The sequence below is a fragment of the Sorangium sp. So ce448 genome (assembly GCF_051520915.1).
Classification (GTDB): domain Bacteria; phylum Myxococcota_A; class Polyangia; order Polyangiales; family Polyangiaceae; genus Sorangium; species Sorangium cellulosum_B.
Genome location: NZ_CP150343.1, coordinates 8,686,056 through 8,699,780, shown reverse-complemented (window position 1 = coordinate 8,699,780; position 13,725 = coordinate 8,686,056). Strand labels below are relative to the sequence as shown.

Annotated in this window: 10 protein-coding genes and 1 other RNA gene; 6 read left to right on the top strand and 5 right to left on the bottom strand. The window is 72.5% G+C overall.

What is annotated here, in order from left to right:
* Window positions 1–448 precede the first annotated feature (448 nt).
* Both erpA and WMF45_RS32810 read left to right on the top strand, forming a co-directional pair.
* Window positions 449–772, top strand: a complete 324-nt coding sequence (gene erpA, locus WMF45_RS32815; protein WP_437293785.1) for an iron-sulfur cluster insertion protein ErpA — start codon at window positions 449–451, stop codon at window positions 770–772.
* A gap of 475 nt (window positions 773–1,247) precedes the next feature.
* Window positions 1,248–2,099 (top strand): sigma-70 family RNA polymerase sigma factor, encoded by an 852-nt coding sequence (locus WMF45_RS32810; protein WP_012238497.1) that lies wholly within the window; start codon window positions 1,248–1,250, stop codon window positions 2,097–2,099.
* A gap of 66 nt (window positions 2,100–2,165) precedes the next feature.
* Here WMF45_RS32810 and rnpB read toward each other — a convergent pair.
* Both rnpB and proC read right to left on the bottom strand, forming a co-directional pair.
* An RNA gene (gene rnpB / locus WMF45_RS32805) (RNase P RNA component class A) lies at window positions 2,166–2,630 on the bottom strand.
* A 184-nt stretch (window positions 2,631–2,814) separates the two neighbouring features.
* On the bottom strand, window positions 2,815–3,672 hold the full coding sequence (gene proC / locus WMF45_RS32800) for a pyrroline-5-carboxylate reductase (protein ID WP_437709022.1): 858 nt from the start codon (window positions 3,670–3,672) through the stop codon (window positions 2,815–2,817).
* A 271-nt stretch (window positions 3,673–3,943) separates the two neighbouring features.
* On the opposite strand from proC, the gene WMF45_RS32795 reads away from it, so the two are divergent.
* Window positions 3,944–5,428: a Do family serine endopeptidase gene (locus WMF45_RS32795; RefSeq protein ID WP_437709020.1), complete on the top strand. Its 1,485-nt coding sequence runs from the start codon at window positions 3,944–3,946 to the stop codon at window positions 5,426–5,428.
* A gap of 81 nt (window positions 5,429–5,509) precedes the next feature.
* On the opposite strand, the gene WMF45_RS32790 is transcribed toward WMF45_RS32795, so the two are convergent.
* The gene (locus WMF45_RS32790; protein WP_437709018.1) at window positions 5,510–6,739 is read right to left on the bottom strand and encodes a lysylphosphatidylglycerol synthase transmembrane domain-containing protein; all 1,230 of its coding nucleotides are present in this window, start codon (window positions 6,737–6,739) and stop codon (window positions 5,510–5,512) included.
* 325 nt (window positions 6,740–7,064) lie between these two features.
* Between WMF45_RS32790 and WMF45_RS32785 the strand changes: the two genes are divergently transcribed.
* Window positions 7,065–8,189, top strand: coding sequence for a 6-phosphofructokinase (locus tag WMF45_RS32785; protein WP_437709016.1), 1,125 nt, complete (start codon window positions 7,065–7,067; stop codon window positions 8,187–8,189).
* 230 nt (window positions 8,190–8,419) lie between these two features.
* Window positions 8,420–11,722, top strand: coding sequence for a response regulator (locus tag WMF45_RS32780; protein ID WP_437709014.1), 3,303 nt, complete (start codon window positions 8,420–8,422; stop codon window positions 11,720–11,722).
* Window positions 11,723–11,756: 34 nt separating this feature from the next.
* Here the strand turns inward: WMF45_RS32780 and cdd are convergent, their stop codons facing one another.
* Both cdd and WMF45_RS32770 read right to left on the bottom strand, forming a co-directional pair.
* The gene (gene cdd, locus WMF45_RS32775) at window positions 11,757–12,221 is read right to left on the bottom strand and encodes a cytidine deaminase (protein WP_437709012.1); all 465 of its coding nucleotides are present in this window, start codon (window positions 12,219–12,221) and stop codon (window positions 11,757–11,759) included.
* Window positions 12,218–13,069: a purine-nucleoside phosphorylase gene (locus WMF45_RS32770; RefSeq protein ID WP_437709011.1), complete on the bottom strand. Its 852-nt coding sequence runs from the start codon at window positions 13,067–13,069 to the stop codon at window positions 12,218–12,220. Before WMF45_RS32770 ends, cdd begins: the two co-directional genes overlap by 4 nt.
* A gap of 44 nt (window positions 13,070–13,113) precedes the next feature.
* On the opposite strand from WMF45_RS32770, the gene WMF45_RS32765 reads away from it, so the two are divergent.
* Window positions 13,114–13,551, top strand: a complete 438-nt coding sequence (locus WMF45_RS32765; protein WP_437709009.1) for a hypothetical protein — start codon at window positions 13,114–13,116, stop codon at window positions 13,549–13,551.
* Window positions 13,552–13,725 lie beyond the last annotated feature (174 nt).

The following is a 13,725-nucleotide window of genomic DNA, read 5'->3' as shown; positions in this document are numbered from 1 at the left end:
GGCAGGACCGAGACGTTAAATCTCTCAATCCGGATTAACAGATTGAATGCTGCGGGGCCTGCCTGCCGGCGTCAAGCGTCGGCTGCGAGCGGGCGATGGCGGTGGTCCCTGCCGCGGGCTCATCCGTGGGCGCTGCGCGATGCTGCTGGATGAGCGGCCGGGGGTGGCCTCTGGGCGCACTGGAAGCAGGGCGCGCGCGGGACGAACGGCGAGCTCGTGGTCATCCCCTGGACGAACGGCCGGCCCGGGCGCCGCCTGACGCCGCTCCGGCTGAGGCACTGGCGGACATCGCTGAAGGTGCGTATCTTTGACGAGCCCTGAGCACCCCACCCCAGGGCACGGCCGGCCGGGCTCACCGCACGGTTCGCCTTCCGGCGGGGCGAGCGCGCCCCGTCAGAGACAGGACCTGCCGTCCCCCGCCGACAAAGCACGCAGAGGAGATTCCAGGATGATCACGATCACGCAGAAGGCAGCCGAGAAGGTGATGGAGATCGCGACAGCGGAGGAGCTGCTGGGGCAGGGGTTGCGCCTGCGCGTCGTGGGCGGCGGGTGCGCCGGCTTCTCGTACGACCTGTACTTCGAGGACAAGCCGACGGAGTTCGACGAGGAGTTCGAGGACAGGGGCATCAAGCTCTTCATCGACCCGCTGAGCTTCCAGTACCTGGACGGCACGGAGATTGACTACGTGGAAGGCCTCCACGGCTCGGGCTTCAAGTTCAGCAACCCGTCGGTGAAGAGCACCTGCGGCTGCGGCTCCTCGTTCTCCGTCTGATTCGTCAGATTCCGTCAGTTTCCGTCAGTTTCCGTCAGATTCCGTCTGAATACGCGCCCGCTCTCTTCGCGGGCGTCGCTTCCGTCCTGGCTCGCGCCGCTCGTCTCTGGAGCGGCCGACGCGAGATGCACACGGGCCGCGTGAGCGCGTCTGCCCGGAGCATCGCGGCCTTCCTGGCTCTCTAGCGCCTTCGGTTTGGCTCGTCCCTCGTTCGGGCGCGCCAGAGGCGCGTGCGCCAGCGCTTCGCAGCCATGGTGTACAAGCTGCCCGCCCGGGGCGGCATGCCAGCTGCATCGCAGCCTGGGTGGGCTGCTCTCTTCGGAATCTCGAACCAACCACTTCGGCGGCAAGTGCCGGCGGAGCGTTCAACGCGATCGAGGTCCGGCCCCGGCCGACCTCGACAGCAGGAGACGGGGTCCGGCGTCGGCCGGCCTCACCAACCGAACCGGGGTCTTCGGACCTCGAAGGAAACCCTGTGCAAACGTCCCGAGATCAGGCCAGCGCTGTTTCGCGCTACATCACGCATGTTCGGCAGATCCCGGAGCTGTCGCGCGAGGAAGAAGTCGAGCTCGCTCGACGGTGGCGGGACCACGGCGACGAGCAGGCCGCAGCCGCGCTCGCGCTCGCAAACCTGAGGCATGTTGTCTCGATAGCGATCAGCTACCGGCGGTACGGGATCCCGCTCGCCGACCTCATCGCCGAGGGAAACTTCGGGATCGTCCACGCGATCCGCAAGTATGACCCGGACCGCGGAAACCGCTTCGTGACCTACGCGGCCTACTGGATCCGGGCGTACATTCTGAACCACGTCATCCACTCCTGGAGCCTGGTCGGCGTGGGCTCGGGCCCGCTCCGCTCGAAGATGTTCTTCCGGTTGCGCCGGGAGCGGGCGCGCATCGCGGGCCTCGTGGGCGAGGGGGAGGAGGGGGATCGTCTGCTGGCCGAGAAGTTCGGCGCGCCCGCGGAGAAGGTGCTGGAGATGGCTCACCGGCTGGAGGCCCGGGACGTCTCGCTCGACACGAAGGTGTTCGAGGACGGCGCCCGGTCGCTTGTCGACACGCTGCCCGCGGACGATCAGGACCAGGAGGAGCGCTTCTCGCGCGCGGAGGAGGGGGCCCTGCTCCGGGAGCGGCTGACGCAGGCGGTGGAGAACCTGGACCCGCGCGAGCGGTACATCGTCGAGACCCGGATGATGGCGGATCCCGAGGAGGAGCTGTCGCTCGCCGAGATCGGGCGTCGCCTGGGCGTGTCGCGCGAGCGGGCTCGGCAGCTCGAGGCGCGCGCCAAGAAGAAGCTGCGCGACCGCCTCCAGCCGCTGGCGGCGTAGCGACTTGCCACAGGTGAGCGGCGAGCGAGCACAAAAGCACGAAGCCCCGCCGGGGCGGAGCTTCGTGGTCGCAGGAGACGTAAGCCGAGTTCTGTTGCGCGGGGAGTCGCCCCCCTCGCGCCGACGATCATTCCTCTAGGACGCGCGTCGCCGCGCGTCTCAAGCAGCCAACCCGGAGGCCTGGGGCGGGCAGCCCTTGCCGCGCCGGCTGTCGCCGTCGCGGACGCCTCCCTACGCGGCCTTGCTCCAGGTGGGGTTTGCCGTGCCGCCCTTGTTGCCAAGGGCGCGGTGGGCTCTTACCCCGCCGTTTCACCCTTGCCGCGCGGCGAGCCAGCGGAGGCTCGGAGCCCGGCCCATCCGGGCGGGAGGCTCGTTGCCCTCGCGGAGCGCGCGGCGCGGCGGTCTGTTCTCTGTTGCACTTTCCTCGAGATCGCTCTCACCGGGCGTTACCCGGCACCCTGCCCTGCGGAGCTCGGACTTTCCTCCCGCGGCCGGGTTTCCCCGTCCGCCGGCGATCGCCTGTCCCGCTGCGACGCGGCGAACATAGTCAAGAGCCGGCCGAACGCCAACACCTGAGGTCGGAGAACGGGCGCGGCTGCATGCCATGGAGTGTCTTGTACTTTCAAAGCCAAGCTCCGGCGGTGACACCGTGCGTGGCGCGGCTGCTCCCCTGCTCGTGGTCAGCATTCGGGGACAGGCTCGCTCCTTGTCAGGCTCAGGTGCGGCGGAGCTTCTGCGCCATCTGGGCGCCCAGCTCGGCCGAGCGGTTGGACGCCGCCTCGACCGCGTCGATCAAGGTGCGGCGGAGGCCGCCTGCCTCCAGCGTGTGGAGCCCCGCGATGGCCGTGCCGCCGGGGCTCGTCACCATGTCCTTCAGGCGGCCCGGGTGCTCGCCGGTCTCGAGCTGGAGCTTGGCGGCGCCGTACACCGTCTGCGCCGCGAGCAGCAGCGCCGCGTCCCGGCCGAGGCCGACCTTCACGCCGCCGTCCGCGAGCGCCTCGATCATCACCATGACGTAGGCGGGGCCGCTGCCCGACAGGCCGGTCACCGCGTCGAGCAGCGACTCGTCGAGCACGACGACGCGGCCGACCGCCTGGAACAGGGTCCGCGCGATCTCGACGTCCTCGCTCGTGGCGTGGCTCCCGGCGGCGATCGCCGTGGCGCCGGCGAGCGCGATCGCCGCGGTGTTCGGCATGCTGCGGATGACGCGCGCTCCCTCGGGCAGGCGCGCCTCGATGGCGTCGATCGGCACGCCGGCCGCCACCGAGATCACGACGTCCGAGCGGCCGAGCCCCGACGAGATGGGGGCGAGGATGCGATCGACGATCTGCGGCTTGACGGCGATGACGAGGACGTCAGCCCACTGGCAGAGCGCCTCGTTGTCCTCGGTGGTCTCGATGCCGTAGCGCCCGCGGAGAAAGGAGAGCCGCTCGCTCTTGAGATCGCTCGCGCGGATCTGCTCCGCGCCCACGGCGCCCCCCTGGACGAGGCCGCGGATGAGCGCCTCGGCCATGTTTCCGCCGCCAAGAAACCCGATCTTGCGCCCTCGCAGCAGACCCTCATCGCTCGCCATCGCTCGCCTCCACAGGAGCGCGCACCCTAGCAGCCTTGCCGAGCGCGCGGCTCAAATCTCGACGGACACCGCCGCGCGGCTACGTGCCGCGCGTGCCGCGCGTGCCGCGCGTGCCGCCATGGACGGGCAGGCAGGCGCGGCACGTAGCCGCGCGGGCCGAGGAGAGCGCTCTTGTCAGCCGATGCCGCGGCGTTCTTGGTGCGGCGGAATGAACGCAGTCGATCCCATGTTCGTCGATCGCAGGACCCTTCGACTGCCCGACGGAGATTTCATGATTCAAGCGGTTTCCCATCGCCCTCGCGCTTCGGCCCTCGCGCTGCTCACGGCAGCGGCGCTGGCCATCGGCGGCTGCGGTCAACAGGCCCACGCCACGCCTCCTTCCACCCAGGCCGCCGCCTCGCCGCAGGCCGCGACGCCGCCGGTCGCGACCGTGACGCTCCCGCCGTCGACGGCGCCGGTGCCGGCCACCTTCGATGTCGCTGCCCTGTCAGACCGGGTCAAGCCGATGGTCGTCAACATCACGACGACGCATGAGGTCCAGGGGCCCGAAGGGCTCGACCCCTTCCAGTTCTTCTTCGGCCCGCAAGGCGGCGGACGGCTCAACCCGCGGGGCCAGCAGCCGACGCAGACGGCGCTCGGGACCGGCTTCATCATCGACCCGAGCGGCTACGTCGTGACGAACGAGCACGTCATCCACGATGCGTCCGGCGTCCGCGTGCGGCTCGCCGACGAGCGGGAGTTCGATGCCGAGGTCGTCGGCCGCGATCCCAAGCTCGATCTCGCGCTCCTCCGCCTGAAGGGCGCGAGCGGCCTGCCTGTGGCGCCGCTCGGGGCGAGCGAGCAGCTGCGGGTCGGTGAGCACGTGCTCGCGGTCGGCAACCCCTTCGGGCTCGGCCACACGGTCACGCTCGGCATCGTCAGCGCGAAGGCGCGCGCGATCGGCGCGGGGCCGTACGACGACTTCATCCAGACCGACGCGTCGATCAACCCGGGCAACAGCGGCGGCCCGCTGTTCAACTGGCGGGGCGAGGTCGTGGGCATCAACACCGCGATCCGGGCCGGCGCGAACGGGATCGGCTTCGCGATCCCGATCGACGCGCTGAAGGACGTGCTCCCGCAGCTCCGCGAGAAGGGCTTCGTCGAGCGCGGCAAGCTCGGCCTCCTGTTCCAGCCCGTCACGCGCGATCTCGCCGCGGCGCTCCAGCTGGACGGGCCTCGGGGCGCGCTCGTCGCCGAGGTCGAGCCGGGCGGCGCGGCCGCGCGCGCCGGCATCAAGCCGGGCGACGTGATCGTGAACGTGAACGGCGTCCCCATCCAGCACGCCGAGGAGCTGCGGCGCAACGTGGCGCGCAACGCGCCCGGCTCCGAGATCGCGGTGACGCTGGTGCGCGCCCAGAAGCAGCAGCAGGTCGTGGCCAAGCTGGACGCGCTCCAGGACGAGGAGGGCGACGCGGCGGGCCGCGCGCGGCCGAGCCAGGGCGCCCGGCCCGAGCGCCAGCTGAGCGCCGAGAAGCTCGGCATCCAGGTCTCCGAGGCCCCGGGCGGCGGCGTGCGGGTCGACGGGTTCGCCTCGGGCAGCAAGGTCCAGGAGATCGAGGTGGGCGACGTGATCCTCGAGGTGAACGGCGCCCCGGTGAAGGACGTCGCCGGCCTCCGGGCGGCCATCGCCAAGCTCAAGGACGGGTCGGTCGCCCTCCTCAAGGTGCGGCGCGGGAAGCTCGTCCAGTTCGCGGCCGTGCCGATCTCCGCGCGCTGATCCTCCGCCGGGCGTGGCTGGCGCGGCTTTCGCGAGCCGGCCTGCGCCAGCCGCGCCGACCGCGCCACCCCCGTTCCCGCGTCACCCCACGCCTTGCTGCCGGTCGGTGGTGTCCTCTCCACCCAGCGGCGCCTTCGCGGCGCGCGCCGCCTCCGCGAGCGCGCGCTTCTCCGCCTCCGTCTGCTTCACGCGCTCCTCGAGCACGTCGGTGCCGAGGTAGCGGAAGACGTAGACCCCCCCGACGAACATGCAGAGGAACAGGGTGAGCACCCGCCAGAGGACGACGTACGGCACCACGAACGCGCCGTGGACCCAGGGCGACATGAGCGCGTTCGAGCCGAGCTCGGCGACGCCGCTCGCGCCGGGCGTGGGGGTCATGTAGAGCGCGAAGTTGAGCAGCGTCTGGATCAGGACGACCTGCACGATCGGCGGGCCCACCGAGACGAACGTCGAGGGCGAGGTCGGAATGCCGAGCCCGAGCAGGATGAAGTAGGCGACGGCGAACCGCGAGCAGAAGAAGCCGAACGTGAGCAGCAGCGCGGCGGCGTAGGCGCGCTTTCCGCGGCGCATGTAGATGCGGAAGCCGTGGTGGAACTCGTCCACGCCCAGCAGCAGGCGCGCGGTCGTGGCGCCGGGGGAGGCGAGCGCGGCCTCGGCGCGGGCCCGCAGCCGGGGCACGCGCCGGACGCCCAGCAGGATGGCGCGCAGGAGCTTTCCGAGCGGCACAGACAGCGCGCGGACGATCCCCTTGAGGAGGGGCGGGTACGCCGCCGCGGCGATGAGCGCGACGAGGCCCGAGCCGAACATCGCGACGGTGAAGAGGAGCAGCCACTCGATCTGCGGGCCCGCCGGCACGACCAGCATCCCGCCCTGCTGCAGCACGAAGATGACCACGGCAGACAGGAGGAAGAAGGTGATCGTGCACGAGGCGGTGAGCAGCTCCGCCGTGGCCACGTCGACGAGCCGCATGCCGCCGTGCACGAGCACGGCGGCCTGCGACGGCGCCGCGCCGGCCTGGCCGGGGGTCACCCCGGCGCAGAACATCAGCACGAACTCCGAGGTCACCGCGGTACGGACGCGGAGCTCGGGCCAGAGGACGCGCCCGAGGGTCCAGATCCTGAGGCCTCCGAACACGCCCTCCTGCAGCGCCAGCACGGCGCCGACGAGCAGCCAGCCCGGGCGCACGTGCGCGAACGCGGCGGCGAGGCTCGCCTGCTTGTCGTGGATCTCGCTGTAGAGGACGTAAGCGAACGACGCGAGCGTGAGCGTGACGATGACCTGGATGCCTCGGATCAGGGTGGCGCGGTTCATACAGGGGCACGCAGCCGGGGTGATCGCATGCGCACGCCCCTATACCCTGTCGCCGGCGCTCGCGACCGTCATGCCTGCGCGCCTCCGGATCGACACCCCTCCCGTGGCGGCCCCGACCACACGGCGCACGCGCGCCGGGTGCGAAGGTCGCTTCGCGCAGGCGCTCCTCGCTCGCCTCGCTCCCCGGGCTCGTCCAGCGCGCCGCGTTCGCCGCTGTCCGCCGCCGTCGCTCCGTCGAATCGCCACGCGTATCCGTGCCTTTCGAGGCCAGGTGGAGGAGATGTCTATTGCGTCGCCGGGGGCGGCTCGCGATGCTGCGAGCCTCATGGCGGCACGAAAGATCGCTATCAGTACCGGCGGAGGCGACGCGCCGGGGCTCAACGCTGTGATCCGCGCGGCCACGCTCGGCGCGCTCGAGCGTGGCTGGGAGGTCTGGGGGATCCGGCAAGGGTACCGCGGCCTGCTCGACGACGCTCCGGACGGGCTCATCCGCCTGGATCGCGAGCGGGTCCGGGGCATCGCGCACCTCGGGGGCACCATCCTGGGCACCGCGAACCGGGGCGATCCGTTCCACTACCCGACGCCTGGCGAGCACGGGCTCGTCCCCCGGGATCGATCCGAGGATCTCGTGCGGCGGTTCCGCGCGGAGGGGTTCGACGCGCTCATCTCGGTGGGCGGCGACGGCTCCATGCGGATCGCGCACGAGCTGCTCCAGCGCGGGCTGCCCCTCGTCATCGGCGTACCGAAGACGATCGACAACGACGTCTGCTGCACGGACCTCACGTTCGGCTTCGACACGGCGGTCTCCATCGCGACCGAGGCGCTCGACCGGCTCCACACCACGACCGAGGCGCACGAGCGGATCATGGTCGTGGAGGTGATGGGGCGGCACGCGGGCTGGATCGCGCTCAACGCCGGGATCGCCGGCGGAGCCGACGCCATCCTGATGCCGGAGATCCCGTTCCGGTTCGAGGCGATCGCCGAGAAGATCCGCCTGCGGGAGTCGCGCGGGCGCCGCTTCTCCATCGTCGTGGCGGCCGAGGGGGCGTACGCGCAAGGCGGTGAGCTGATCATCAAGGACGCGGGCGACGCGTTCCGCCGGACCGCCGTGCTCGGGGGCGTGGCCGAGCGCGTGGCCAAGGAGCTCGCGGCCCGCACCGGCAAGGAAGCGCGCTCGATGGTGCTCGGCCACCTCCAGCGGGGCGGCGGACCCACGACGGCGGATCGCTTGCTCGCCCTCCGCTTCGGCGCGGCCGCGGCGCGCTGCCTCGTCGAGGACTGCGGCAGCGGGATGGTGGCGCTGCGCTCGAACCGGATCGAGCTCGTCCCCCTCGAGGAGGTCGCCGGCAAGACGAAGACGGTGCCGCTCGACTCGGACACGGTCGTCACGGCCCGTGAGATGGGGCTGTGCTTCGGAGACGAGGCGCCCGGCCACTTCGTCGCGCCCTGATCGGCGAGCGCGCGGGTCTTCCGCTGTCTCCCTGCTCCTCGGCAAGAGCTATGTAGGATTGTGCGGTATCGCCCCCTGGCCGGGTGATTTCCGCTCGGCGCCCCGTCGGCGGGATTGGCAGGCGGACGGCGGCCGCGCGATCTGAGCTGGGCCGCCAGCCTCGTGTTTGACACTCGTTGAAGGGGGCCGATATCTTGGTTTCCCCTCCGAACCCGCGCACACCCCGGAACATGACGAAAGTCCTCGTATTTGAGAGCGATCCGGCGTTTGCCGGGGAGCTCCGCACGGAATTGGGCCGCCTCGGCTGCACCGTTCAGGTGGTCGACGACGGCAACGTCGGCCTGCAGGCGGCCGCGGCCGAGCGCCCCGACCTCATCCTGCTGTCGATCGAGCTGCCGCGCATGAACGGCTTCTCGGTCTGCAACAAGCTCAAGAAGGACGTGCAGCTCAAGGACGTCCCGCTCGTCATCATGTCGAGCGAGTCGAGCGAAGAGACGTTCGAGCAGCACCGCAAGCTCAGGACGCGCGCGGAAGACTACATCCACAAGCCGATCGCGTTCGGCGAGCTCCTCGAGCACATCCGCACCTACGTCCCGATCGACGGGGATGACGCGGAGGCCGATCCGATCATGATCGACGAGGCCGAGGTGCTCGAGGCCGAGATCGACGAGGACTCCGGCGATCCCACGATCATCACGGCCGCCGTGGGCTCGGACGGCACGCCCGGGAGCGTCGCGCCTCCGCCCGCCGTTGCGCCGTCGGTCCCGCCGCCAGTGCCGAGGCCGCCGTCCGCGGCGCCGCCGCCGCCTGCCGCCGCCACGCTGTCCGCGGTGCCGCCGCCCCCCGCGCCGAGGCCGCCGTCCGCGGTGCCGCCGCCCCCCGCGCCGAGGCCGACGTCCGCGGCGCCGCCGCCTGCCGCCACACCGTCTGCCGTGCCGCCGGCGCCCCCTGTCGCCGCTGCGCACGATCGCGCCCGGGCGTCAGCTCCGCCGAGGCCCCCGCAGGGCGCCGCCGCGCGGTCGGACGCCCGCAAGTCGGACGAGGACATCGAGGAGTTCATCGGCGGCGCGTTCACCCGGCTGATCCGCGATGAGGAGGAGGAGCGCACCGACGTCAGGCCCTCGGTCGCGCCGTCGTCCCGGACGCTGGCGCCCACGAAGACGCCGGTGCCGGCCTCGGCGCCGCCGCCCGTGAGCTCGTCGCCGGTGGCCGCGTACCGGGCGCCGGTCTCCGAGCGCGGGGCGGCGTACCGGGCTCCGATCTCCGAGCGCGGGGCGGCGTACCGGGCTCCGATCTCCGAGCGCGGGCGGCTGACCCCCGCGCCGCCCGCGCCGCCTCGCTCCGACGCCGATACGGCCGAGATCGAGCGTCTGCGTGGCGAGCTGGACAGGTCCAAGGGAGAGATCGTCCGCCTCACCAAGGAAGTCGCGGCTGCGCGCGCGACCTCGCTCCGCCTCGAGGGCGAGCTCTCCTCGACGAACGACGGCAGCCAGGAGGCGGCCCGCCTGCGGCGCGAGCTCGACGAGCTCAAGGTGAAGCTCGCGTCCGGCGCCGGCGCCGGCGCCGGCTCCAGGCCCGGCGGCGTGTCGAGCCGCGAGTTCCTGGATCTGCGCGAGGCGCTGAACAAGAAGGACAAGGAGATCCTCGCGCTCCGCGACCAGATGTCGCGCAAGGACAAGGAGCTGCTGGAGCTCCGGGATCAGTCGCTGTCGCTCGAGCGGGAGAAGGCCGATCAGGTCGACAGGATCCTGGAGCTCGAGCGCGCGAGCGAGGACCTCGACGGACAGGTCGCGTCGCTCCGCGCGGACAAGGAGCTCGCCGCGAAGCGCGCGGACGACTTCAAGGCGCGCGCGGAGAAGCTGCAGGGGCAGATCGCGGCCCGCGACGCCGATCTCTCGTCGGCCCGGCAGGCGCTGATGGACGCGGAGGCGGCGCACACGGAGGCGCTGCGCGCGGCGGCGGACGAGAAGACGCAAGCGATCGCCGCCCTCGAGGCCTCGGCGCAGCGCGAGCTCGAGGAGAGCGCGCAGGCGGAGCGCGAGCGCTTCGAGCAGGCGGCCGCGGAGCACCGGGCGGAGGTGGAGCGGCTCAACGCCGAGCACGCCGCCCGGCGCGAGCAGCAGGCCGCCGAGCACCGCGCCGCCATCGAGAAGCTGACCGGCGAGCACGCTGGCGCCATCGAGAAGCTGACCGGCGAGCACGCCGGCGCCGTCGAGAAGCTGACCGGCGAGCACGCCATGGCGCTTGACCGCCTCCGGGCCGAGCATGCGGCGGCGGCGGAGGGGGCGAAATCCGAGCACGCCGCCGCCATGGAGGGGCTGCGGGCAGAGCACGCCGGGGCGCTCGACGCGTCGAGGCGCGAGCACGAGGCCGCCGTCGAGGCGCTGCGGCGCGAGCACGAAGCCGCGACGGAGCGGCGCGACCGGGAGCACGCCGCTGCGCTGGATACGGCGCGGAGCGAGCACGCCGCCGCCCTGGAGCGCGCCCAGGCGGAGCACGCCGCCGCGCTCCAGGGGGCGCGCGACGAGCACGCCGCCGCGATCGAGAAGCAGCAGGCCGCGCACGCGTCCGCGCTGGAGTCGCTGCGGGGCGAGCACGCGTCCGCGCTGGAGTCGCTGCGGGGCGAGCACGCGTCCGCGCTGGAGTCGCTGCGGGGCGAGCACGCGAGCGCCGTCGAGGGGCTCCGGAGCGAGCACGCGGACGAGATCGGACGGCGGGATCGCGAGCACGCGGGCGCGCTGCAACACCTCCAGACCGAGCACGCGCGCGCCCTCGAGGGGCAGGCCGAGGAGCATGCGCGGGCGATCGCGCAGCAGACGGAGGAGCACGCGAGGGCGCTCGCGGCCGCGCGGGAGAGCTTCGCAACGCAGCTCGCGGCGCGGGAGCGCGAGCTCATCGAGGAGCGCGAGCAGGCCGTCCGCGAGGCCGAGCAGGCCCACGCGAAGCGGGTGGCCGAGATCGAGGCGCGCGCCGCCGAGCAGCAGGCCCAGATCGAGGCCGCGCACGCGCAGGCGCTCGCCGACACGCGCGCGGCGCACCAGACCGAGACCGCCGAGCGGGAGGCCGCCTGGGCGGCGCAGCGGCGTGAGCTGGACGAGGTCGCCCGCGGGCTCTCCACGGAGCTCGGGCAAGCGCGCAACCAGATCGCGGACCTCGAGGCCCGGAAGCAGGAGCTCGATCGGCAGCTGGAGCAGCGCGCGGGCGAGCTCTCCGCGGCCGCCGGAGAGCGCGAGCGCCTGCTGGGTGAGCTCGCCGAGCGGGCGCGCTCCATCGAGGCGCTCCAGGGCCAGCTCGCCGAGGCCGAGCGGCGCGGGAGCGAGCTCGGCGCTCAGCTCTCGCAGCGGACCGAGGAGCGCGACACCCTGCGGGCGCACGGCGAGCAGCTCACCGAGCACCTGGCCGTCGAGCGCACTCGCCTGCAGAAGGCACGCTCGAAGTGGGGTGAGGATCGCGTCTCGCTCGAGCGCGCGCGGGAGGCGCTCGCCGCGGCGCTGTCGCAGATCGATCAAGCCGAGGCGCTCTCTATCGAGTGAGCCCTCGGCGCTCCCTGGAGGGCGCTCGGGGCGATCAGCGCGAGAGCGCGGCCGCCCCGAACGCCTCGGGGAGCAGCGCCGCCAGCGAGGTGGTCCGCGGCGCCACGCCGTCGGCCTCGGCGGCGATGAGGCGGATCGGGAAATCGACGGCGAACTCGGCGAGGGTTTGCCTGCACATCCCGCACGGGCTGCCGAGCACGGGCCCGCTGGTGGCGACGGTGAGCGCGATCGGATCGCGCTCGCCGGCCGCGACCATCTGCACGATGGCGGAGCGCTCTGCGCAGATGGTGAGCCCGTACGAGGCGTTCTCGACGTTGCAGCCGGTGAACACGCGGCCGGATCGCACGAGGATCGCCGCGCCCACCCGGTAGCTGGAGTACGGCGCGTGCGCCCGCGTCCGGACGGCGAGGGCGGCCTGGTCGAGCGCGTCCCAGTCGATCGCCTGCGCCGCTTCAGTCGAGGCGAGCGCGTCGCCGGCGTCGCGCGGAGGGGGGCTCACGACGCCGAGCTCCCGGCCGCGACGTCGGCGCCGACGCGGCGGACCCACGCCGAGAGCAGCGCCGTGAACCGGGCGCGCGCCTCCCGCGCGGTCTCCTCGACCTCCTTGTGGTCGAGCTCGCGCTTGGTCAGCCCCGCGGCGAGGTTCGTGACGCACGAGATGGCCGCGGCCGGCACGCCCATGTGCCGGAGCGCGATGATCTCCGGGACCGTGCTCATCCCGACCGCATCGGCCCCGAGCGTGCGCAGCATCCGGATCTCGGCGGGCGTCTCGTACGTCGGCCCGAGCAGCGCGGCGTAGACCCCCTCGCGCAGGGCGACGCCCGCGTCGCTCGCCGCTGTCTTCGCGAGCTCGATCAGCCTGGGATCGTGCGCGTAGGTCATGTCGGGGAAGCGCTTGCCGAGCGCCTCGTCGTTCGGCCCGACCAGCGGGTTCGCCCCCATCAGGTTCAGGTGATCGGTGAGCAGCATGAGGTCGCCGGCGGCGAACCCTGGGTTGATGCCTCCGGCCGCGTTGGTCAGGAGCACCGCGCGACAGCCGAGCCGGGCGAGCACCCGCACGCCGAACACCACCTTCGCCAGCGGGTGCCCCTCGTAGAGGTGCGCGCGCCCCTGCAGGCAGGCGACCTGCACGTCCCCGACGCGGCCGGCGCAGAGGAAGCCGGGGTGCCCGGCGACGGCTGGCCGGGGCATGCCGGGGATGTCCGCGTAGGGCACCTTCACGAGCTCGGCGAGCTCGTCGCCCCAGCCGCCGAGCCCTGATCCGAGCACCACACCGACGCGCGGAGGCGCTGGAATTCGTTCGTGAATGACGCGCGCGGCTTCGTCGAGCTCAGGCAGGGAGGTCACCCCGACAAGCTACCCCAGCGCGGCGCAGGGGGTAAACGTCGCAGATGCACGGCGGCGCCGCGCGTGATAGGGTCGCCGCCCTTTCGGGGCAAGTGACGACGATGGCTACCAAGATCGAAGATTTCTTGAAGGAAAAGAAGATCGACCCCCGCCGCATCATCGCGGCGTCGGTGAAGATCGAACGGCTGCAGCCGGAGGATCGGGCGATTCGCCTGACCAAGCGGCTGGCGCGTGGCAGCGAGGACGCCGCCAAGAAGAAGGAGGCGGCCAGCACCAAGAAGCCGCGCAGCGGTCGTCCCGTGACCGACCGCACGCTGAGCGCCGCGCTTCAGGGCAAGCCGATCAGCGGCCCCGCGAAGACGCGCGTGCTTCGCGCGGTCAACCGGCTCCTCGAGCAGAAGAAGCAGGAGAAGGTCGAGCTGTCGGCGCTCTTCGAGCTGCCCAAGAAGGGCGGCGCGGCGGGGGCCGAGGCCGCGGGCTGAAGCCGACGGGGACCACCCGGACGGCACCGCGATCTTCTCGACTCGCCCGGCTGGAGCGCGCGTCGGCCTAGAGGCCGGCGCGGGCTCCAGCCGGGCCCCTTTTTGTCAGGGGCTGAAGGCGCTCGCTAGACGCGATCGCGGCGGCGGGAGCCCAGATCGAGCAGGTCGGCGGCG

Coding starts and splice junctions, on each gene's coding strand:
- erpA (WP_437293785.1), top strand. CDS start 449: ATGATCACGATCACGCAGAAGGCAGCCGAGAAGGTGATGGAGATCGCG.
- proC (WP_437709022.1), bottom strand. CDS start 3,672: ATGGCGAGCGATGAGGGTCTGCTGCGAGGGCGCAAGATCGGGTTTCTT.
- WMF45_RS32795 (WP_437709020.1), top strand. CDS start 3,944: ATGATTCAAGCGGTTTCCCATCGCCCTCGCGCTTCGGCCCTCGCGCTG.
- WMF45_RS32790 (WP_437709018.1), bottom strand. CDS start 6,739: ATGAACCGCGCCACCCTGATCCGAGGCATCCAGGTCATCGTCACGCTC.
- WMF45_RS32785 (WP_437709016.1), top strand. CDS start 7,065: ATGGCGGCACGAAAGATCGCTATCAGTACCGGCGGAGGCGACGCGCCG.
- WMF45_RS32780 (WP_437709014.1), top strand. CDS start 8,420: ATGACGAAAGTCCTCGTATTTGAGAGCGATCCGGCGTTTGCCGGGGAG.
- WMF45_RS32765 (WP_437709009.1), top strand. CDS start 13,114: ATGCACGGCGGCGCCGCGCGTGATAGGGTCGCCGCCCTTTCGGGGCAA.